This window comes from Gordonia aquimaris (assembly GCF_026262595.1).
In the GTDB taxonomy this organism is placed as follows: Bacteria; Actinomycetota; Actinomycetes; order Mycobacteriales; family Mycobacteriaceae; genus Gordonia; species Gordonia tangerina.
In genome coordinates this window covers 1-20,849 of sequence record NZ_JAPKFM010000020.1, presented here as the reverse complement: position 1 = coordinate 20,849, position 20,849 = coordinate 1, and the positions used below count along the sequence as shown (strand labels likewise).

The following is a 20,849-nucleotide window of genomic DNA, read 5'->3' as shown; positions in this document are numbered from 1 at the left end:
GATCCACCGGATTCACGGCACCCGACCTGCTGGAAACGAAACAACTACCGACCAGATCAAGAGGGATACACGCGTGGCCAACATCAAGTCGCAGATGAAGCGTAACCGGACCAACGAGGAGCGCCGTCAGCGCAACCAGTCGGTGAAGTCGTCGCTGCGCACCGCGATCCGCAGCTTCCGCGAAGCCGTCGACTCCGGCGACAAGGACAAGGCCGCCGAGCTGTCGCGTGCCGCCGGCCGCAAGCTCGACAAGGCTGCCTCGAAGGGCGTCATCCACGCCAACCAGGCCGCCAACAAGAAGTCGGCGATGGCCATCGCCGTCAACAAGCTCTGATCCCGACTCTTTCTTTCAGATCAGCTGAAGTCTTTTCGGTTCACCCCGGTGACGTCCACGCGGTCACCGGGGTGAACTGCGTTGTCCGGGCGCCGGACGCAGGTCCGCCACCGCCGCGACGGCGTGCGCGAGACTGAACGCCGGGTCCGCGGCCTGCCCCTTGACGTCGCCGTTGAGCTGGGCCACCACCCGCACCGCGGCCGCGATCGACACCGAATCCCAGGCGCGCGCCTGAGCCTGCACCTTCTTGACCCGCCGCGGCGGCATGCCGAGCTCGGATGCGGCCGCGTATTGATCCATCGAACCGATGGCGCGGACCCGGGCGATCGCATGGACGGCCTCGGCCAGCGCGTCGGCGAGCAACACGCGCGGGACCCCATGATGTTCGGCCCATGCCAGTGATTCCAATGCGCCCGGACGGTCACCGGTCACCGCCTTGTCGGCCACCTCGAATCCGGTGATCTCCGGGCGCCCCTGATAGTAGAGGCGGACCGCGTCGACAGTGACCTTCCCGTCGGTGTCGGCCACGAGCTGGGCACACGCCGCGGCCAGTTCCCGTAGCTCGGCACCGACCCCTTCGACGACCTGTTCCACCACGTCGTTGCTCACCTTGGCGCCGAGCACGCGGAACTCCTTGCGCACGAAATCCATCCGCTCCGACGGCCACTTGGGCCCGGCGCAGTCGTGCTCGGTGGCACCGGCCTTCTTCAGTGCGGGCACCAGTGACTTCGCACGACCGCCGCCGGTGTGGATCACCATCAGGGTGATGCCCTCGGGTAACTCCCCCGCTGCCTGCGCGATCAGCGAGGCGGGTTCCTTACCCGCCTCGGCCGCCGACTCCACCACGACGATCCGATCCTCGGCGAACAGCGACGGACTGAGCAATTCGGCCAACTCGTGCTCGGTCACATCGCCGGCGCGGACCCGCGTCACCGGAACCTCGGTGCCGGCCGCTGCCGCCTGTTGTGCGGTGATCGAACTGATGACCCGCCCGGTCAGGAAGTCGTCATCACCGAGCAACAGATGTAGGCGTTCACTCACGACGACAATGCTGCCAGACCGCGCGGAGCGCCCCGAGAGCGCACACGGTCATGAGCGCGACGATCACCGCACCGAGCACTCCGGAGGGAACCTCGATCGCCGCCCACGACAGACGGCCCAGTACGCGGGCGCAGCTCAGCATCCACCACAATTCCGGTGCCAGCGCACGGATCATCAGTTCGGCGCACACCGCGCCCGGGCCGTTGGGTCCGCCCATCGCACCCAGCACTGCGGCGCCGGTGCCGATGATCGCGATCACCCCGACGATCGGTGCGACCGCCACATTGGCGGCCAGTCCGACGACGCTGAACCGCCCACCTATCATCGCGACGACAGGCGCGGTGACCAGCTGCGCCACCAGCGCCATCGCCAGCAGCTCGGCAACGCCGGCCGGTACTCGCCAGCGGCGCAACCGATCTCGCACCGGGGCCGACCACAGCACCAGTCCCGCGGTCGCGATCACCGACAACGCGAATCCTGGATCCGCGGCGAGTTCCGGCCACCACAGCAACCCGAGCACCACCGCCGTCCCGAGCGCCGGCAACGCCTGCGCTCGCCGTGACCGGATCAACGCCAGCAGTCCGATCAGGCCCATCATCGCCGCGCGCAGCACACTCGGAGAGGGGCGGACCAGGATCACGAAGGCCACCACCACGATCGCCCCGACCACCGCCGTCACCCCTGGCGACGCGCCCAGCATCCGCACCGCCAGCACCGCAGCTCCGCAAACGATCGCGAAGTTGGCGCCCGACACCGCCACCAGGTGGGTCAACCCCGCCGCGCGGAAGTCCGACCGCACCTCGGTCCCGAGTCCACTGGTGTCCCCGAGGACCAGACCAGGCAGCAGACCGGCAGCCTCCACCCCCAGAGCCCGCGCGGAGATCTGCTGCAGCCGTGCGCGAATGAAGGTCGCCAGTCGCTGATGCGGCGGCGGCCGGCCAAGCAGCCGCGGCTCGGCCACCGCGGACAGCCGCGCCACCAGCATCTCACCCCGCCGTGGCGGGCTCACCCGGACGACAGTCGAGAAGCTTTGACCCACAGAAAGTTCCGACCAGCTCGCAGCGGGACCGGTCAGCTCCGCCGACGCCGGCGCGACCGCGCGTCCCGACAACTCGCAGACATCCACGCGGACACGCACCCGTGCGGACGAACCCATGATGATCGCGTCGTCGCCGACCACCGCACTGATCCGCACTTTGCCCTCGATCCCGCTCAGCGGGTGAGCCGTCGCAGCCTGCAGCCGCATCGCCAATGCCCCGGCGGTCACCGTCGCCATCGCCGCCGCGACCACCACCAGCGACACCGTCGCCCAAGTCACCCACGCCCGGCGGACGGCGAGTGCGCAGGCCGCACAGACCAGCACGCCGACAACCAGCACCGGCCACACCACCGCGCGCGGGCCGAACAGGATCAGCAAGGTCACCGTCCAGGTGCTCGCCCCGGGCACCACCAGCCGGTAGTCGCCACTCGGCACGACACTCCGGGCCACACGCCCAGCGGTCACACCGTCACCAGATCGCGCAGCCGCGCAAACCGGGTGGGCCCGATGCCATCGACCTCGGCGAGCTGGTCGACCGACGTGAATCGTCCGTTGGCCTCACGCCAGGCCAGAATGGCCTGTGCCGTCACCGGTCCGACACCGGGCAGTTCATCGAGTTGCGCCTCGGTCGCGGAATTCAGATTCACCTTCCCTCCCGGCGCGTTGTCGGTCGCCGATGTGTCGCTGCGCCCCGCCGACGAGCCCGACTCAGCCGCACCCGACTGCCCGCCGCCGACGACAGCACTGCGCAGCGCCATCCGCCCACCGTCGCCGCCGTAGCCGACCAGAACCTGGTCACCGTCGTTGAGGCGTTGAGCCAGGTTGAGCGACAGCAGATCCGCTCCCTTCCGCGCCCCACCGGCACGAGCTATCGCGTCGGCCACGCGCGCCTGGGCTGCCAGCCGCACCAGCCCCGGGCGATGCACCAGTCCCACCACGCTGACCACCAGTTCGGCGGCCTGGGTCGGCGGCTGGGGTGCCGCAGTCTGCGGCGAGGACACCTGGGTCGGGTCGGCGGCAACGCCGGCCGACGGTCCGGCGGTCGCCGGGAACGCCACCGGAGTCGCCGTGTCCGTTCCGGCGCGCAGGAGCGAGAACCCCGCCACGGCACACGCCGCGATCCCCACCAGGATCAGGGCGATCGCGGCCGGTGGCGCGACGAGAAAACGTCGGCGCGGTTCGTCGTCGACGTCCTCTGCGTCGAGGGCACCGAACCGATCGCCGACGCTGAGTTGCTCCCCGGATCGCTCGGCGTCGCCGACCGGCGCGTACCAGGTGGGTACGGCCGTGACCGGCCACGGACCGCCGACGCCGACGGTGTCGACCCCATCGTCATCCACCTCCGACGAATCTGGAATTTCTTGCCGCGCAGATATTTCCGACTCCACAACGGTCTGATTCGGGGCACGGGAGTCGAGTCGATCCAGACCGGACCGGCGCCGCGGCGAGGTTGTGCTCATGCCCGTCGAGGCTAGAACCGATCGTCGTCGATTCAGTCCGCACGTCGGCTGCCGACAGAGATCTGTGGATCAACCGGCGGCTGTGGATTCGGCCGCGCCGAGAATCTACAGTTCGATCGGTTCGAGGTTGGTGGCCAGTGTCACCCCGATGGCCCCCGGCCCCACGTGGCAGCCCAGCACCGGACCGAGATCGACGATCACCCGTGACGTCACCTCGCGAAATCGATCGGCGATGGAATCGGCGAATTCGGATGCGAGCTCGGGTGATTCGCAGTGCTGCACACCGAGGGTCACCGGCCGGCCGGCCGCTGACTCGACCGCCGCGTCGGCCATTTTTTCCAGCGCCTTGGAGAAGGTCCGGTGGCGTTCACGCAAAGTGAGCACGCCGTCGACCATGTGCAGGATCGGCTTGATCGACAACGCCGAACCCAGCATCTTGCTCGCTGCGCTGATCCGGCCGCTCTGTCGGAGATTCTCGAGTTGATGGACGCACAGCATCGAGTCGATGGTGGCGGCCTGTCGGATCGCGGATTCGTAGACGCGATCGCGATCGGCGCCGGCATTCGCCGCCTGCGCCGCACCGATCGCGGTGAAGCCGACGGCCAGGCCCACCGACCGTGAATCGACGATGCGGACCTGTCCGGAGTACTTCTCAGCGGCCAGCCGGCCGGCGCTCCAGGTTCCCGACAGGCGACGCGACATGTGGACCGCAACCACTCCGTCGCCGTCGCTGTCGGCCAGCGCCTGTTCGTAAGCGGTGCCGAGTTCGTGCGGATTGGCCCCTGAGGTCGTCACACCCGGGTGAGAGACGATGTCTGCGGGCATCTCGTCCACGCCTTCGCGATAATCCTCGTCGTCCAGCGTCAGGTGCAACGGCACCTGCCGGATACCGTAGTGGTCGGCGATCTCGGCGGGCAGGCGCGAAGATGAATCGGTGACGACGACGACTGGCACGCGTCTACGTTAGCCGGTCGGTTTCGGGGCGGCCGGGGGCCCGTCGGCACCGTTGCGGCCAGGTGTGGTCAGCGCCTCGCGCACCACCCCGATGACCTCGTCGGCGATGCGCCGATGACAGTCGAATCCCCAGTGAATGCCGTCGGGGTTCATCGTCTCGGGCCGCTGCTCGAACGCGTCGCGGGTGACCGGGTAGAAGTCGGCGATGCGCAAATCGTGGGAGCGCCCCCAAGCGAGCATCGCCGCCGTGGTCGGTATCCGGCCCGAGTGCACGTATCCGTAGTACGGACTGCGATGTGTCGGCGGCAGACACAGCACGATGGGCAGGTCGGGCCGCAACTCGGCGAGCGCGGCCCGGATCTTCTCGAGGTATTCGACGGTGACCGACGGCGGCAGTGCCAGTGGCCATCCGACTGTGGACAGGCGAGGCTGCAACCACGAGTAGCCGTCGCGCACCACCTGACGCAGCCGCGCCGGTCGCACGTAGCGGATCTGTTCGCGCACCGCGGTGGGCAGTGGCGACGGCAGACTGTCCATCCCGCCGAAAGCCAGCACCACCACCTCCGCGGTCGGTACTGCCGCCCAGATGTTGGGGTCCTGGGTGAGAGCCCACCAGACATCTCGGCTGGTCCAGCCGATCCGTCCGAACAGCGCCACATCGCGATCGCATCCCACCCCGACCAGCGACGGCCAGATTCGGGTGTCGTCGGCGGGCAGGCCACCGGTCGGCCCGTAGTAGGCCAGCGAGTCCGACAAGACCAGGATCGTCACTGCACGCCCGCGTCGGCCACCTCGGCCGAGGCGTTCCAGACGTCCAATCGCCACCGTGGCGCACTGCCGGGCACGCCGTGGCCGGACAGTTGCACCCAACTGGTGTTCGCGAGTCCGCCGAACACCGGCCACGACTTCCGGTCCAGGTCCAGCAGTGCCGCGGTCATCGCGGCGATGACGCCGCCGTGAGCGACGAGCACCACCGGGGCCTCAGGTCGTTCACCACTGCCCCAGCCGTCGACGATGTTCACGAGCTCATCCACCAGCGGGGTGGCCCGGGTCGCGACGTCGATTCGGCTCTCGCCGTTCGGTGGCGCCCAGGACGCGTCGTCGCGCCAGATGCGCCGCGCCCCCGGCATCTCGGCATCCACCTCGAGGTGGGTCATGCCCTGCCAGTCACCGAGATGTGTTTCACGCAGGCGCTTGTCGGTGGTGACCGTGAGCCCTGTCCGCCGCGCCAACGCCTCGGCGGTGTCGCGGGCGCGGGTCAGATCGGAGGACAGGATGCGCATAGGTGCGCGATCGGCCAACGCGACCGCGGCGTCCTCGGCCTGGCGCCGGCCCAACGTCGACAGCTCCGTGTCCAGCTGCCCCTGCATCCGGCTCGTCGCGTTGTAGTCGGTCTGCCCGTGACGCAACAGGATCAGCCGACGGACCACCGGCGTGAGACGTTCCACGGAGGTGTCGTGACTGTCCGGTCCGCCGCTCACGCGAGGCCGTCCACGTCGATGACCGGGCAGTCCTTCCAGAGCCGCTCCAGCGCGTAGAACTGCCGCTCGTCGGTGTGCTGGATGTGTACGACGATGTCGGCGTAGTCGATGAGCGCCCACCGGCCCTCACGGGTGCCTTCCCGCCGCACGGGTTTGTGACCGGCTTCGCGCAGTTTGTCCTCCACCTCATCGACGATCGCGGTCACCTGCCGTTCGTTGTCGGCCGACGCGATCACGAAGATGTCGGTGATGACGAGTTGTTCGGAGACATCGATGACCGTGACATCGTGGGCGAGTTTGTCGGCGGCGGCGTGTGCCGCCACGGTGGCCATCTGCAGCGCTTCGGCTGAGGCAGTCACTGGAGTCCTTCCGTCGGGGTGCGGTGCGGTGTGTGAGGCAGGTCTGGTCGTCGCAGTGAGATCAGGGCGCGGACACCCCCGGCGAGGACGCCTTCGGCGCACGGTACAGCTTGCGTTTGGCGATGTACTGGACGACTCCGTCGGGAACGAGATACCAGACCGGACGCCCGCGCGCGGCGCGGGCGCGGCAGTCCGTGGACGAGATCGCCAGCGCCGGGATCTCGAGCATCTGCAACGTATCCGGCGGCAGCGAACCGAGGTGCGCAGCGAGATGCTTGGCGTGCAGTTCGTAGCCGGGTCGGCTGACGCCGATGAAGTGCGCGAGTTCGAACAATCCCTCCCAGTCCTGCCAGGACAGGATCGATTCCAGCGCATCGGCGCCGGTGATGAAGAACAGCTCGGCGTCGGGATGGTGCTTGCGGAGATCACGCAGTGTGTCGACGGTGTAGGTGTCGCCGTCACGTTCGATGTCGACGCGGCTCACGCTGAAGCGCGGATTCGATGCGGTCGCGATGACCGTCATCAGGTAGCGGTCCTCGGCCGGACTGACCGCCCTCGCCGCGTCGATGACGTGGCCGTCCTCGTCCTCACCCAGCTTCTGCCAGGGTCTTCCGGTCGGGACGAAGATCACCTCGTCCAGGGAGAACCGATGGGCCACCTCACTGGCGGCCACCAGGTGACCGTTGTGGATGGGATCGAACGTGCCACCCATGATGCCGATGCGGCGTGCGCGCGGTCGCGTGGACGTCTGCCCGTCGGTGGCCATGACGTGTGAGTTTACGCGGTCGACCACACGGCACCCGGTGACCCGCTGCAGATCACACCGGCAGCAGGTCGGCGATCACTCGTCCGAGCTGGGTGGCGTTGCGACATTCGAACATCTCGATGCCCTCGGCATACTCTGTCGCGGCGGAGTCCCCGGTGCCCCAATTGCGCTCGGCCTCGGGATTGAGCCAGTACGCATGTCGGGCACGGTCGACGAGTTCACGGAGCGCTCCCAGCCGCGGATCGTGGTAGTTGTTGCGGGCGTCGCCGAGGATCAGCAGTGCCCCACGGTGGGTCAGCGAGTCGGCGTATTCTTCGACGAAGCCATTGAGCATGTTGCCGTAGTCGGAGTGTCCATCGCGGGTGCTGATCCGGGCCGTGGTGATCATCCGATGCATGCTGGCACCGAAGTCCTCGTCGTCGGAACCCCGGTCGAAGAAGTCGGTCACCTCGTCGACGGTGTCGACGAAGGCGAAGACCCGGACCTTCGAGAACTGTTGACGCAACGCATACACCAATCGCAGCGTGAACTGGGAGAAACCCGCCACCGAGCCCGACACGTCACAGATGACGGTGAGCTCCGGACGCCCCGGTCGGGGTTTGCGATGCGTGAGCTCTATCGGCACACCGCCGGTCGACATCGATGCCCGCAACGTCTTGCGCACGTCGACCGCGCCACGATGCGATCGGCGGCGACGAACTTCCAGCTTCGCCGCCAACAGCCGTGCCAGCGGCTCGATCGTGCGTCGGATTTCGGCGAGGTCCGACGCACCGGCCGACAGGAAATTGATGTTCTCCGGCAGCTGCGGCACGGCATACTCCGCGACCCGTTCACGGCCCTTGGCACCGGCCATCCGCCGCTGCGTCTCCGCCTCGATCGCAGCACGCAGATCGGCCGATCGGGCGCGCGCCGCACTCCGGTAGCGGGGCTCGGTACCCGCGCGGTCGCCGAGCGAGTCGTCGTCGCCACCGCCGGCCATCGCGGCCGCGATCCGCGCGATCAGCGTCTGCGGACTGATCTGCGACAACGCCTGATAGGCCGAGTACGCCTCGCCGCGGGTGGAATCGTAACGTCCGAGCTGGTCGACGATGAGCGCCACCATCTGCGCGAGCCGCGCGTCCGCATCGGGCGACTCGTCGGCGAGCAACTCGGCCAGCTGGTCGCGGATCGCCTCCACATCCACCTCGCCGTCCTGCGTTCTCGGCAATTCGGAGACCGCGGTGCGCGCGCCGGTGCCCAGCGGAAACCACAGGTCGAAGACGGTGTCGAACACCCGGCGATGCATCTGATCGCTGATGAGGGTGGCGGCCAGTCCCTCCCGCAAGGTGCGACGGTCGAGCAGATCGAGCACCTCCACGGCTTGCGCCGCGTCGATGAGCGACGACGGCCCGACGACGATACCGCGGGCCCGCAGCTCGTCGACGAAACCGGTCAGATGATCGATCAACGGCACCTCGGGTGCCGCCTGCGCCGGAGGGGACATCAGCCCAACTTGAGTTCTTTGAACGCCGTCTTCAGATCCGGGCGGTGCTTGAGCACCACACCCAGGGTGCGCGCGATCAGACCGTCGTCAAGAGTCGCGCCGGAGCCCGTAGTCGATTCCCCCGCGCCGAGCGCCAGCAGGGTGTTGCCCCAGTCGATGGTCTCGGCCACCGACGGCTTCTTGCGGATGTCGAGGGTGCGCAACACACCGACGACCCGCACCAGTTCCGCGGCGAGAGCGTCCGGCAACCCGGGCACCCGCGACGCCAGGATCTCGCGTTCGCGGACCGAGTCGGGGAAGTCGATGTAGAGGTACAGGCACCGACGCTTCAGCGCCTCGGAGAGATCGCGGGTCGCATTGGACGTGAGGATGACGATCGGCCGCCGGGTGGCGGCAACCGTGCCCATCTCGGGAATGGTCACCGCGAAGTCACTGAGCACCTCGAGGAGCAGACCCTCCACATCGACGTCGGCCTTGTCCACCTCGTCGATGAGAAGCACCGTCGGTTCGGATCTCGAGATGGCCCGTAGCAGCGGACGCGGCAACAGGAACTCCTCGCAGAAGATGTCGCTCTTCGCCTCGTCCCAGTCTCGTGTCCCGGTGGCCTGGATGTGCAGGATCTGTTTGGCGTGGTTCCACTCGTAGAGTGCCCGCGCCTCGTCGATGCCTTCATAACACTGCAGCCGGATGAACTCGGCATTCGTCGACTGCGAGATCGCCCGCGCCAGTTCGGTTTTGCCGACGCCGGCGGGGCCTTCCACCAGGAGCGGTTTGCCGAGCCGGTCGGCCAGGTACGTCGACGTGGCAGTGGCGTCGTCGGCGAGATAGCCGGTGTCGCGCAGCCGTGTGGTGACGTCGGCGACGTCGGTGAACGATGGCACGGTGGTGGGCCCGCCGGTCGCGGCGGTCGTCTCGGCCATCAGGCGGGCCTGATGTGGCCGTCGCCCCAGACGGTCCACTTCGTCGAGGTGAGTTCCGGCAGCCCCATCGGACCGCGCGCATGCAGTTTCTGTGTCGAGATGCCGATCTCGGCACCGAACCCGAACTGCTCACCGTCGGTGAACGCGGTCGACGCGTTGACCATCACCGCCGCCGCATCGACCCGCGAGGTGAATTCCCGCGCGGCGGCCAGATCGGTGGTGACGATCGCCTCGGTGTGACCGGTCCCCCAGGTGTCGATGTGGGCGACCGCCGCATCCAGGTCGTCGACGACCTTCATCGCGATGTCCATCGACAGATACTCTTCGGCCCAGTCCGTGTCCGTCGCCGGCTCCATACCGGGTTCATCACCGTGGATCACCACGCCCTGCGCCTGCAGGGCCTGCGAGATCTTCGGCAACGCGTCGGACGCCACGGCCTTGTCGATGAGTACCGTCTCGGCGGTGTTGCACACGCTTGGCCGCCGTGTCTTGGAGTTCAACACGATGCGCGTGGCAACGTCGAGGTCGGCGAGTGCGTGCACGTAGACATGACAATTGCCCGTGCCGGTCTCGATGGTGGGCACGGTGGCATTGGCCACGACTGCATTGATCAGTCCGGCGCCCCCGCGCGGGATCACCACGTCGACCAGGCCGCGGGCACGGATGAGAGCGGTGACGCTCGACCGGTCCTCGCTCGGCAGCAGCGCAACGGCGTCGGCGTTGACACCTTTGTCGCGCAACACCTCACGCAGGATGCGGACGAGTTCGGCGTTCGAGTTCGCGGCGGACGACGAACCGCGCAGCAGCACCGCATTGCCCGACTTGAAGGCGATACCGAAGGCGTCGACGGTCACGTTCGGCCGCGCTTCGTACACCATGCCGACTACACCGAGCGGCACCCGGAGCTGACGCAATTCCATGCCGTTGGGCAGCGTCTTGCCCGACACGACGGTGCCGATCGGATCCGGTAGGACCGCCACCTGGCGGAGTCCGTCGGCAATTCCGGTGATGCGTTCCGGGGTCAGCCGCAGCCGGTCGATCAGGCTGGCCTCGGTGCCGTCGTTGTCCGCGCGGGTGATGTCGGCGGCATTCGCGGCCAGGATCGCTTCACTGTCGGCCTCGATGGCCTCGGCCGCTGCGAGCAGAACCTCGTTCTTGGCCGCGGTCGTCAACCCGGCCAGGGCCTGCGACGCGACCTTGGCGGCCTTGGCCAGACCCGCGACGACCTCTTCGACGTCGGTCGCCACCACGCCCGAATCGGCGGTGGGTGCACTCATGGAATCCTCGACTTCGCCTGCGGAAATATGTCGCCCACCAGAGTAGCGGTGCGTCCGGAAGTGCCCCAATCCCGGCTGAGCTGGTATCGAGACGTGATGATGTGGGACGAGTTGTTCTCGCTGCTAGCCACGAAGTAGCTGGAGTCGGCTGGCCATGCGGAAGGCGTCCGGGCGCGCGGTATCAGTCGCGAGGAACTCGTCGAGGGTGTGTGTTGAGATGAATGTGGCGGGGGTATCGGTGTCGGTCAAGATGTCGATGACGTTGATAAACCGCTGCTGCGCTTCGCGGCCCACCTCGTCGAACAGCGGGATGTCGGTTACGACCCAGTCACCGAACGCGTCGGCCAAGTAGAGATATTCGATCGTCGATAGTGGTGAGTCGCACAGCTGACCGAACGAGATCCATAGCTGACCATTACGGACAGCGAGGGCAGCGAATTGTCGACCCCGGACCGTGAGCGTCGCTTTCTCGTCGGCGGATGGATAGCTACCGGGCGCCGAATCGGTCAGCCACTTGCCGGACGCGAAGCCCGTGGTGTGGTGTGGTGACTGCGTCCGGTAGTCGGTGGGACCGTCGAGGTGGAATACGTCGAGGTGGTTCTTGATCATCGCGATACCAGACTCGAAGGTGTGGTGCCAGATGGGATTGGGCAATAGGGATTCCGGCGCATAGTTCGAGGTGACCAGCACCGTGAGCTGCCGAGCGAACACGAACTCGAGAAGGCGTGTGAGAAGGCGAGCGTCCCCAGAATCGTGGACATGAAACTCGTCGAAGAACAGCAGGCGACTTGGCCCGAGGAGTTCACTGAGCGCGGATTCTAGCGCTCTAGGATCATCGCGGGAGTCGTGTACGCGAAGGTGCAACTCGTCGAAGAAGTTGTGGAAGTGGACCCGGGTTTTCGGCACGGTCGCTTCATCGAAATAGGCTTGAGCCAGCCAAGATTTTCCGCGGCCGGCCGGCCCGTGGACATATAGTCCACGTGAACTCTGGTTTCGGCGGGCTCGGAGTCGACGACCATCGGGCTGGGCGAGCATGGCGAGTCGTTCAGTAAGCCGCTTCTGGTCGGCGTTTAGAACGATACCGGCCTGGGTGGCAGAGATATCGATTGCTTCTACGATGCTCTGACGCACAGCGGGCACCTGACCGATAGTTGCACGCCCGCTACGTGTCGAAGCAATACTGTGTGCGACGTCGCACTGCACAAACCACTGCTGATCGGGATATCAAGCCATATCGCGGCCGCGGCCAAGCAGACGCTACTGGCCAGGACGAGTGTTCTCAGAGGCCCCGACGTCGTTGAGCCCGGCCGGAAAATGATGAGGCTCGAGCGAAGGCAGTGCCACCGAAGTACAACCGAACTCGAACCGAGTACTGGCAGGTGCCGTCACCGACGGAGATACTGTCGCTGACATTTAGGTCGCCGATGGATACAGCTCCAGCATCGCGGGCCCTTTCGAGTACAGCCTTTTCATCTGCTCGCTGAGTCGGGCCCGTGCAAGTGAGCCGGCAGCGTGAAGCGGAACGTCGCCTCGTTGCTCTTCGCTCCCACAGGACCATTGTGCGCCATCGGAGCCAAGCGGTGCAGGCATCACCCCGATCAGTTTCGTGCGGTTGGATTTCCCTCGGGTGCAGCATTTGTCGGGTATTGGAGTGCACTACGGCCGCTAAGCAGCCCTCACCAGCTTGCAGCTCGTCTCCGTTTCGCCAATCACGTGTCCTATATCAGGACATCGGTGACGGTTCCGCAGCAGAACATCCGCATGGTTGTCCGCTTCTGATAAATGTGACTCCTGCAGCGAGCCATGAGATAGCCAGACGCACCATAGGGTCAATCGTTTCACGAGCAGCCACCACGCGAGCCTCGCTGCACAAGTCTCACCACCATGACCACCCACAATGTCACCAATGTCTTGATACAGAACTGTCACCGATGCACTGGTAAATAACGGTTGCGCCGGTCACGATCGCGGCGTAGCATCGAACGTGAGTTCGAATCAGTCGATCGGGGGGTCGATGTCGGTGGACGTATCGGTTGTGACGCCGGGTAACGCCGAACCTGCTGCAGAGACGCCGGCTGCGCCCGACTTCCTGCGCTCCATGCCGGATTCGATTGCATCGCTTGCCGTAGCCGACACCGAGGCCGCTGCGACCAAGCGTCTGACATTGCTCGAGGAGATCAAGTCGGCGTGCGCTGCCGCACAAGTGCGTGAGACGGCGCGACTCGAGGAGTTGCGTGACGCCGACGAGCAGATGCGCAACGTGCCGGCATCCCGGCGCGGACGCGGCCTGTCGGCAGAGGTCGGTCTCGCACGCAAGGTGTCCCCGCGAAAAGGCAGTCAATACCTGGGTTTCGCACGGGCTCTCGCCCACGAGATGCCGCACACGATGCGGGCATTGACCTCCGGGACGCTCACCGAATGGCGCGCCACCATCCTGGTCCGTGAAACCGCTTATCTGACAAAAGAAACCCGAACCGAGATCGATCGACGCATGTGTGCCGATCCGGCCACACTCGACGGCGTCAGCGATCGCGCACTCGAGGCCTCGGCCAAAAAGCACGCCTACGAACTCGATCCACACGCCGTGGTCGCGCGGTCGGCCCGGGCGGAGAAGGACCGTCGGGTCGGGGTGCGCCCCGCCCCGGATCTGATGACGAAACTCTCGGCGCTGCTACCCCTGAAGCAGGGAGTCGCGGTGTACGCGTCACTCAAGGCACATGCCGACGCGACGGTCGGGGGTGACGATCGAACCCACGCGCAGATCATGGCCGACACCCTTGTCGAGCGGGTCACCGGCCAGGACTACGCCGAAAAGGTCCCGGTGTCGGTGAACGTGGTCATGTCCGAACGCACCATGCTCACCAACAGCCATGAGGCGGCGGAGATCCCCGGATTCGGCCCGATCCCGGGCAGCCTGGCGCGACAGATGATTGCCGAAGGTACCGACGGGACGACGAGATCGTCGCTGCGACGATTGTTCGCGCGCCCGCGCGACGGCACGCTGGTCTCCATGGACGCGCGGTCGCGCACATTCCCCAAGGCGTTGGCGCATTTCATCGCCATGCGTGACCGAATGTGCCGCACACCGTATTGCGGCGCACCGATCGCCGAGACCGATCACGCCCACCCGCATCGACACGGCGGCGCCACCACCGACGTCAACGGCGACGGCGCGTGCCGCGCGCACAACCTGGCGAAGGAGGCGGGCGGCTGGCGGTACGCGGTGGTCGAGACCGCCGGCGGCCACCGAATGGAGATCCATACACCCACCGACGGCCTTCACCTGTCGACCGCGCCACCGTCGGTCGGTCACGTTCCGGACACCACGAGCGTCGTCGAGTCCCACCTGCTCGCACTGCTCAACGCTGCGTGAAACCCTGGTGCCATGAGCAATCTCGTGGCCTTGATGGGCGCCACCTTTCTGGCCTTCGTCAACTACGCCGCGTTACTTCCCGTGGTACCGATGTGGGCGTCGAATGGTGGCGCCGGAAGTGTGGTGGTCGGTGCCACCACCGGGGCGATGATGGCGGCCACCGTGGCGACACAGCTGTCGATGCCGTGGTTGTTCCGACGCGTACCACTGCGCACCATGATGGTGCTCGGCGCCGTCCTGCTCGGTGGCCCGACGCCGCTGTATCCGCTGGCGACCGACGCCGTACCGATCGTGCTGATCACCGTCATCCGCGGTATCGGCTTCGCCTTCATCGTCATCTCCGGGGCGGTGATCGTGGCCGACCTCGCCGGTCCCCGGAAACTCGCCTCGTATTCGGGCTATTACGGTGCCGCTGCGGCGCTGCCGAACATCGGCGCGTTGGCCGGCGGCGTGTGGGCCGTCGACGTCCTCGGCTATCACCTCGTGTTCTACATCGCCGGAGCAGCGGCCCTGGCAGGCGCGGTCATCGCCTGCCTGCTTCCGAGCGGACTGTACGGGCGTTTCCGACTGCCGTCGATATCGGACGTGCGGCCGATCACGGTCCCGATCGTGGTGTTCGTGATGGTCGCGGGCGCCTTCGGCGCCACCACCACATTCCTGCCGCTGTCCGGACCGAGCGCTGCAACTGTCGCCGCCGCACTCCTCGCCGGCTCCGTCACCTTGGTGGCAGGGCGGCTGGGTGCCGGATTCCACGGTGATCGGCGCGGTGCGGGGCGACTGCTGGTGCTCTCGGTGCTCATCGCCGCGCTGGGCTGCACCATCATCGGAACATCATTGGACGGACCGGGCTGGTCGTTGATCCTCGGTGCCGCGTTGTTGGGCGCCGGTTTCGGTTCCTGCCAGAATGATTCGTTCGTCGTGACAGTGCAACGTCTCGGCCCAGATCGCAGCGGGACCGCCAGCATCATCTGGAATATCGCCTATGACGGCGGACTCGGTCTCGGTGCCGTCGGATTCGGTTGGTTCGTCGGCCGACTCGGCTACGCCGATGCGTTCCTCGCAATGGCAGCAGCCATCGCTGTCGTGACCCTCGTGTGCGGGCGGTTCGTCTCCCCGCCCAGTCCGTCCTCCCCCGTGTCAGGCACCGCAGGACCGTAGAACCTGCGCCATCACATCACGCGACCGACGATCGACAGGGAGCTGGTAGGCGGCCATCACCATGACGAACTGAGTCACGTACTGGCAGTGGAACCCCCGATTGGGTGGCATCCACTCGGCCGGGGCCTGATCGGATTTCGTGAGGTTCGAGGCCGCGTCGGCGGCGACCAGGTTCGCGGGGTCGTTCGCCAGATTCATCCGCGCCGTTTGCGGCCACGCCCACGCACCCATGTCCCAGGCGTATGCCAGCGGAACGATGTGATCGATCTGCACGGCGCCGGGACGTCGGTCGCGGCGGAAGACGATGAACTCACCGGTGTACGGGCTACGGAACTCGCCGGCGACGACGGCGTCAGGGCAACTGTCGAGGACGGCTCGACGCACATCGACCAAGTCGCGCGCCAGGACGTCATTTCGGGTATCGCACCCGTTTCCGCCACCCGTCACCGTCACAGCGTCGGTCCAGGCGGCCCCGAATGCCGCACGCTGGTAGTCCGAGCGCTCGGGGCGGCGGTCGGTCACCGACAGGCCCGCGAGTCGCAGCGAGGCCGCACCCGCTGCGCCGCCCGCCGCCGGGTCGGTGGGCGCTCCGCGCCCGGACACCGTCAGACCTCCGGCCACGATCACCGCGGTCAGCACGCTGCCGACGAGGATCAGCCACCACCGCAGTGGCCACGCGGCGCCCGACACCATGACAGTTGGACGCGGCAGCCGCGTGTTCGGTTCCGCTCTGGTCAGGATTTGTCGAGGTATTTGACCTTGTTGGGGACCAGCACGGCGTCGACGAGGTCGGCGAGCGGCCTGTGATCGGCCAGGGGCAGGTCGGCCCCCACCACGTCGTCGGCGAGTTCGCGGGCGTCAGCGATCACATCGCCGTCCGCCAGCAGCGACAGGAAGTGCAGCGAGGAGACACCACCGGACTGCAGCGACCCGAGAACGTCACCCTCCCTGCGCTGCTCGAGATCCACGCGGGCCAGTTCGAACCCGTCGGTGGAAGCCTCCACCGCCCGCAGTCGCTGCATCGACTGCGAGATGTCCTTGGCCGAGGTCATCAGCAGACACAGGCCGGGGTGCCTGCCACGGCCTACGCGGCCACGCAACTGATGCAGCTGACTGACCCCGAATCGTTCCGCATCGACAACCACCATCATCGTCGCGTTGGGCACGTCCACGCCGACCTCGATGACAGTGGTCGAGACCACCACATCGATCTCACCACGACCGAACGCGTCCATGATCGCGTTCTTCTCCTCGGCGGGCAGGCGTCCGTGCAACATCTCGATCCGGTGGCCACTGAGCGGCCCACCCAACAACTCGGTGTACTGGTCGAGAACCGAGGTGCTCTGCGGTTCCGATTCCTCGTTGCGTCCCTTCGGTTTCTTCTTACCGTCGGGATCGTCGCCGATTCGCGAACACACCACGTACACCTGGCGGCCCTGGGCGATCTCTTCGGCCGCGCGCGTCCACGCGCGGTCCACCCAGGCCGAGTTACGCATCGGGACCACTGACGTCTTGATGGGCTGGCGGCCTTTGGGTAGTTCGGTGAGCACCGAGGTGTCCAGGTCGCCGAAAACTGTCATCGCGACGGTTCGCGGGATGGGTGTCGCGGTCATCACCAGGAAGTGCGGCATCAGCCGGTCTTTACCTCTGCCGCGCAACGTGTCCCGCTGTTCGACACCGAATCTGTGCTGCTCGTCGACCACCACCATGCCCAGATCGAAGAATGCGACGTTCTCCTCGAGCAGCGCGTGGGTGCCCACCACAATGCCGGCCTCGCCGGTCACCACGTCGAGCAACGTCTGCCGTTTGCCGGCGGTCTTCATCGATCCGGTGAGCAGCGCGATCTTGGTCGCACCTTCGGCCGCGGTCAACTCGCCGGCCTCCGCGAGGTTGCCCAGCATCGACGTCATCGTCCGATAGTGCTGCGCGGCAAGTACTTCCGTCGGAGCAAGGATCGCACACTGATGTCCGTTGTCCACCACCCGGAGCATGGCCAGCAGGGAGATCAGCGTCTTGCCCGAGCCGACCTCGCCCTGCAGCAAACGACTCATCGGGGTGTCGCGCGCCAGGTCCTCGGCGATCTCGGCCACCACGGTCTGCTGGCCGTCGGTCAGGGTGAACGGTAGACGCTCGCGCAGTCGGTCCTCGAGTCCGCCGGCGACGTGCGGGCACGGCGGTCCGTTCTCGGTGCGGCCGGCGATCCGCCGTTGGGCGAGCACAGTCTGGATGGCCAGCGCCTCGTCGAACTTCAATCGCGCCCGCGCCGCCTCGATGTCGTCCTCGGTCTCGGGCAGATGCACTTTGTGTAGCGCCTCGGCCGTGCTGATCAGCCCGCGCGATCTCTGCTGCTGGTCGGTGAGGGCGTCGGCCTGCGCGCCGCTGCGCTCGACCGCGGCCAGTGTGCGCGCAATTGCCGCCCCGATGGTCCAGGTCTGGATGTCCTTGGTGGCCGGGTAGATCGGGATGATGGACCGATCCACCAGTGCTTCGGCAGCGGTGTTGCCCGACTCGTCGAGCGACTCCGCCTCCGCGCCGAGCATCTGCGCCAGCATCGCCGAACCGACCACGCCGTCGACGCCGGCCTCGCCATCGGGCAACACTGCCCACTCCGGGTGGGACAGCTGTATCTGGCCTCGGAAGATCTTCACCTTGCCCGCCATCAGCACCCTGGCCCCCGGCTTGATCCGGTGTTGGATGAAGCGGGCGTTGAAGAAGTTCGCGACGTAGGTGTAATCGTCGTCGGTCACAGTCACCTTCAAGAACTTCCCGGACCGCTTCTTCATGGGGATCATGCTGGCGCCGGTGACGCGGCCGACGATCGTCAGCCAATCGTCTTCCACGGGCATCTCCTGGTTGGAGAGCTGACCCTGTCGCACGTATCTGCGCGGAGCGTAGCGGAGCAGCTCCCCCACCGTGACGATGCCCAGTGTCGAGATCTGCGAGGCGACCTTGGGGCTCACCACCGTCTCGAGACCGTCGGCCATCGCCACCATCACTCGACCCCCACCTGCAGCAGCTGATCGGGTTGGCCGGTCCGGTAGATGGCGAGTTCCACACCCGCGTAGCTGCGGCGCATCTGCTCGGCGAGCGCATCCAGCGCGGCGTCGTCCACCCCGGAACCCGCCATCACAGTGACCATTTCACCACCGGTGGCGAGCATCAGGTCGACCAGCGCGGTCGCCGCCCCGGTCTGGTCGGGCGCGATCACCAGCACATCGGACCCGATCATGCCCAGGACATCCCCGACCTCACACGTACCGGCGAGCGTCATGATCCGGCTGTCGGCCCGCACCAGCGAACCCCAGCGGGTACCTGCGGCAGCTTCTGCCATCGCATAGGTGTCGGGATCGGGCGCCTCGGTGGGATCGTGTACGGCCAGCGCCGACAGGCACTGCACCATCGACGAGGTCGGCAGAAACACCACCGAACGCTGCGCGGACCGCGTGGCCGCCGTGACCGTGACCAGGTCCTGCGAGCTCAGTTTGCCGTTGGCCATCACCACCACGTGTGCGCTGTCGGTTCCGCGAATCGCCTCGGTCAGAGCCTCCGGCGCGAGTCCGGCGTCTGCGCGTAGTACCGCGGCCCCGGCCTCGGTGAACAATTCGTCGGCACCTTCGCCGGTCACCACCGCGACCACCGCTCGCTTGTGCCGGGGCGGCGGTTCGGCTGTGTCGGTCTGGGCACGAATCGCGTCGAGCGCAAAGCAACTGATCCGGACCTCGGCGACGGGTCCGCGGGCCGCACCCTCCTCGACCGCCCGTCCCGGGTCGCTGGTGTGCACGTGGACCGAGAATCGTTCGCCCCCGGTCGAACTGTCCCCGACGATCACCACGGAATCGCCGATCTCGTTGAGGACCTGACGCAACGACCCGACCTGATCGCCGGCGGCACCGTCGAGGAAGTACATCACCTCGAAGTCCATGTCGCTGCCGCCGGTACAGGCGTCGTTGCCCTGATGCCCCGGGACACCACCACCAATCAGGATCCCCCGGTAACGGCGCCGGCGCTGCGCGACACCGGTCAACACCGCGACCATGGCATCGGCCAGTGCGAGGAATCCCCGCCCACCTGCGTCGACGACACCGGCCTCGGCGAGCTCGGGCATTTGCTCCGGTGTGCGCTCGAGCGCATCGGCGCAGTCATCGGCCACCGCCCGGGCCAGGTCGCCCGCCGACTCGGAGACGTGCGCCGCGGCGGTCTCCGCTGCGGTCCGGATCAGCGTGAGGACGGTGCCCTCCCGGGGTTCGCTGACCGCCCGCATCGCCGCCAGCGACCCGAGCCGCAACCCCGCGGCCCACAGCTGGTTGAAAGTCACCTGGGTCTGGTCGGGCATCAGCTCGGCGGCATCGGCCAGACCGATGAGCACCTGCGAGAGGATGATGCCGGAGTTTCCGCGGGCCTGTGCGATCGCCGCGTCGGCCATCGCCCGGGCCACCTGCGGGGTGCTCGCATCCTCGGACAGCGTTGCCAGGCCGTCGGCAGCGGCCTGCATCGTGAAGAGCATGTTGCTGCCCGTGTCGGAGTCCGGGATCGGGAAGACGTTCAGGTCGTTGATCTCGCCCCGCAGCGTCTCGAGCCCGTCGACCGCGGTGTGCGCCCAATCCCGCAACAGCTGCGGATTCATCATCCTGATGCGACCACCGTCGAACACCGACTCCATGAAACCCCTTAACGTTGGCAGTGACGATGGCCGTTGGCCGGATGTGTTCGAGGTTACTCGGACGCCCCGACGGCCACGGTGCCACCATCTGCCCGCTCCTGGCGCCGCGATTTGGCCGGGTCGGGTCCTTCCGGCTACTCTTGCAGGGTTGCCTTGCAACTGTGCCCGTCGACGCCCGTCGCCGATCGTGGAACTGCGGGCAGAACACGACCACTTTCATCAACACAAGGGAGTTCGACGATGGCTGCCGTCTGCGACATCTGCGGCAAGGGACCGGGCTTCGGCAAGTCGGTGTCACACTCGCACCGCCGCACGAACCGCCGGTGGAACCCGAACATTCAGTCGGTGCGCGTCGAGGTCGCGCCGGGGAACCGCAAGCGCAAGAACGTGTGCACCTCCTGCCTGAAGGCCGGCAAGACCGCTCGCGTCTGACGCTCCCGACGGCCTCGGCCGTCGGCGTCGAACCGACATCCACATTGCACCCGACTCCCCGAGCGAACACTAGCTCGGCCCTGGGAGTCGGGTCTTTGTGCGTTGGCACTAG

The 20,849-nt window shown here is 66.9% G+C and carries 19 protein-coding genes; 4 read left to right on the top strand and 15 right to left on the bottom strand.

The genetic code is table 11. The features are described 5' to 3' along the window. Positions 1-73: 73 nt before the first annotated feature. Positions 74-334: a 30S ribosomal protein S20 gene (gene rpsT / locus OSB52_RS17375; protein WP_235722648.1), complete on the top strand. Its 261-nt coding sequence runs from the start codon at positions 74-76 to the stop codon at positions 332-334. A 63-nt stretch (positions 335-397) separates the two neighbouring features. On the opposite strand, the gene holA is transcribed toward rpsT, so the two are convergent. The 12 genes from holA to zapE all read right to left on the bottom strand — a co-directional run bounded on the left by holA (position 398) and on the right by zapE (position 12,245). Beyond that, positions 398-1,375 carry a DNA polymerase III subunit delta gene (gene holA / locus OSB52_RS17370; RefSeq protein ID WP_235722647.1) on the bottom strand — a complete coding sequence of 326 codons (978 nt, stop codon included), beginning with the start codon at positions 1,373-1,375 and terminating at the stop codon, positions 398-400. Next, the gene (locus tag OSB52_RS17365) at positions 1,368-2,879 is read right to left on the bottom strand and encodes a ComEC/Rec2 family competence protein (RefSeq protein WP_235722646.1); all 1,512 of its coding nucleotides are present in this window, start codon (positions 2,877-2,879) and stop codon (positions 1,368-1,370) included. The genes holA and OSB52_RS17365 overlap by 8 nt, the downstream gene beginning before the upstream one ends. After that, positions 2,876-3,874 (bottom strand): ComEA family DNA-binding protein, encoded by a 999-nt coding sequence (locus OSB52_RS17360; RefSeq protein ID WP_266062867.1) that lies wholly within the window; start codon positions 3,872-3,874, stop codon positions 2,876-2,878. Before OSB52_RS17360 ends, OSB52_RS17365 begins: the two co-directional genes overlap by 4 nt. A 105-nt stretch (positions 3,875-3,979) precedes the next feature. After that, the gene (locus OSB52_RS17355; RefSeq protein WP_235722643.1) at positions 3,980-4,828 is read right to left on the bottom strand and encodes a DegV family protein; all 849 of its coding nucleotides are present in this window, start codon (positions 4,826-4,828) and stop codon (positions 3,980-3,982) included. Between the two features lie 9 nt (positions 4,829-4,837). Then, positions 4,838-5,599 carry a diglucosylglycerate octanoyltransferase gene (octT, locus tag OSB52_RS17350; protein ID WP_235722641.1) on the bottom strand — a complete coding sequence of 254 codons (762 nt, stop codon included), beginning with the start codon at positions 5,597-5,599 and terminating at the stop codon, positions 4,838-4,840. Further along, positions 5,596-6,309 (bottom strand): histidine phosphatase family protein, encoded by a 714-nt coding sequence (locus tag OSB52_RS17345; protein ID WP_235722639.1) that lies wholly within the window; start codon positions 6,307-6,309, stop codon positions 5,596-5,598. The genes octT and OSB52_RS17345 overlap by 4 nt, the downstream gene beginning before the upstream one ends. After that, positions 6,306-6,668, bottom strand: a complete 363-nt coding sequence (rsfS, locus tag OSB52_RS17340) for a ribosome silencing factor (protein WP_160901019.1) — start codon at positions 6,666-6,668, stop codon at positions 6,306-6,308. The genes OSB52_RS17345 and rsfS overlap by 4 nt, the downstream gene beginning before the upstream one ends. Before the next feature lie 61 nt (positions 6,669-6,729). Further along, entirely contained in the window at positions 6,730-7,434 is a 705-nt protein-coding gene (nadD, locus tag OSB52_RS17335; RefSeq protein WP_235722637.1) for a nicotinate-nucleotide adenylyltransferase, read from the bottom strand. Positions 7,435-7,486: 52 nt separating this feature from the next. After that, positions 7,487-8,917, bottom strand: a complete 1,431-nt coding sequence (locus OSB52_RS17330; RefSeq protein ID WP_266062864.1) for a vWA domain-containing protein — start codon at positions 8,915-8,917, stop codon at positions 7,487-7,489. Then, positions 8,917-9,837, bottom strand: coding sequence for an AAA family ATPase (locus tag OSB52_RS17325; protein WP_235722634.1), 921 nt, complete (start codon positions 9,835-9,837; stop codon positions 8,917-8,919). The genes OSB52_RS17330 and OSB52_RS17325 overlap by 1 nt, the downstream gene beginning before the upstream one ends. Further along, positions 9,837-11,114 (bottom strand): glutamate-5-semialdehyde dehydrogenase, encoded by a 1,278-nt coding sequence (locus OSB52_RS17320; protein WP_235722632.1) that lies wholly within the window; start codon positions 11,112-11,114, stop codon positions 9,837-9,839. The genes OSB52_RS17325 and OSB52_RS17320 overlap by 1 nt, the downstream gene beginning before the upstream one ends. A gap of 123 nt (positions 11,115-11,237) precedes the next feature. Further along, entirely contained in the window at positions 11,238-12,245 is a 1,008-nt protein-coding gene (gene zapE / locus OSB52_RS17315) for a cell division protein ZapE (RefSeq protein ID WP_266062863.1), read from the bottom strand. 967 nt (positions 12,246-13,212) lie between these two features. Here zapE and OSB52_RS17310 point away from each other — a divergent pair. Both OSB52_RS17310 and OSB52_RS17305 read left to right on the top strand, forming a co-directional pair. After that, complete coding sequence (locus OSB52_RS17310; RefSeq protein ID WP_235722791.1) at positions 13,213-14,487, top strand: HNH endonuclease; 1,275 nt, start codon at positions 13,213-13,215, stop codon at positions 14,485-14,487. Between the two features lie 12 nt (positions 14,488-14,499). Next, positions 14,500-15,645, top strand: coding sequence for an MFS transporter (locus OSB52_RS17305; protein WP_235722630.1), 1,146 nt, complete (start codon positions 14,500-14,502; stop codon positions 15,643-15,645). On the opposite strand, the gene OSB52_RS17300 is transcribed toward OSB52_RS17305, so the two are convergent. Genes OSB52_RS17300 through OSB52_RS17290 form a run of 3 tightly spaced genes read right to left on the bottom strand, consistent with a single transcriptional unit; the run spans position 15,625 to position 20,305 of the window. Next, entirely contained in the window at positions 15,625-16,338 is a 714-nt protein-coding gene (locus OSB52_RS17300) for an HNH endonuclease family protein (RefSeq protein ID WP_266062862.1), read from the bottom strand. The two genes, OSB52_RS17305 and OSB52_RS17300, sit on opposite strands and share 21 nt — an antisense overlap. Positions 16,339-16,379: 41 nt before the next feature. Beyond that, positions 16,380-18,638, bottom strand: coding sequence for an ATP-dependent DNA helicase RecG (gene recG / locus OSB52_RS17295; protein WP_266062919.1), 2,259 nt, complete (start codon positions 18,636-18,638; stop codon positions 16,380-16,382). Then, positions 18,638-20,305, bottom strand: a complete 1,668-nt coding sequence (locus tag OSB52_RS17290; protein WP_235722627.1) for a DAK2 domain-containing protein — start codon at positions 20,303-20,305, stop codon at positions 18,638-18,640. The genes recG and OSB52_RS17290 overlap by 1 nt, the downstream gene beginning before the upstream one ends. Before the next feature lie 240 nt (positions 20,306-20,545). On the opposite strand from OSB52_RS17290, the gene rpmB reads away from it, so the two are divergent. Continuing rightward, the gene (gene rpmB / locus OSB52_RS17285; protein ID WP_124706538.1) at positions 20,546-20,737 is read left to right on the top strand and encodes a 50S ribosomal protein L28; all 192 of its coding nucleotides are present in this window, start codon (positions 20,546-20,548) and stop codon (positions 20,735-20,737) included. Positions 20,738-20,849 lie beyond the last annotated feature (112 nt).

What these genes read in the sequence shown, in the direction of transcription:
- OSB52_RS17360 (WP_266062867.1), bottom strand. Translation starts at nt 3,874, where the DNA reads ATGAGCACAACCTCGCCGCGGCGCCGGTCCGGTCTGGATCGACTCGAC.
- nadD (WP_235722637.1), bottom strand. Translation starts at nt 7,434, where the DNA reads ATGGCCACCGACGGGCAGACGTCCACGCGACCGCGCGCACGCCGCATC.
- OSB52_RS17330 (WP_266062864.1), bottom strand. Translation starts at nt 8,917, where the DNA reads ATGTCCCCTCCGGCGCAGGCGGCACCCGAGGTGCCGTTGATCGATCAT.
- OSB52_RS17325 (WP_235722634.1), bottom strand. Translation starts at nt 9,837, where the DNA reads ATGGCCGAGACGACCGCCGCGACCGGCGGGCCCACCACCGTGCCATCG.
- OSB52_RS17320 (WP_235722632.1), bottom strand. Translation starts at nt 11,114, where the DNA reads ATGAGTGCACCCACCGCCGATTCGGGCGTGGTGGCGACCGACGTCGAA.
- OSB52_RS17310 (WP_235722791.1), top strand. Translation starts at nt 13,213, where the DNA reads ATGCCGGATTCGATTGCATCGCTTGCCGTAGCCGACACCGAGGCCGCT.
- OSB52_RS17305 (WP_235722630.1), top strand. Translation starts at nt 14,500, where the DNA reads ATGAGCAATCTCGTGGCCTTGATGGGCGCCACCTTTCTGGCCTTCGTC.
- OSB52_RS17300 (WP_266062862.1), bottom strand. Translation starts at nt 16,338, where the DNA reads ATGGTGTCGGGCGCCGCGTGGCCACTGCGGTGGTGGCTGATCCTCGTC.
- recG (WP_266062919.1), bottom strand. Translation starts at nt 18,638, where the DNA reads ATGGTGGCGATGGCCGACGGTCTCGAGACGGTGGTGAGCCCCAAGGTC.
- OSB52_RS17290 (WP_235722627.1), bottom strand. Translation starts at nt 20,305, where the DNA reads ATGGAGTCGGTGTTCGACGGTGGTCGCATCAGGATGATGAATCCGCAG.
- rpmB (WP_124706538.1), top strand. Translation starts at nt 20,546, where the DNA reads ATGGCTGCCGTCTGCGACATCTGCGGCAAGGGACCGGGCTTCGGCAAG.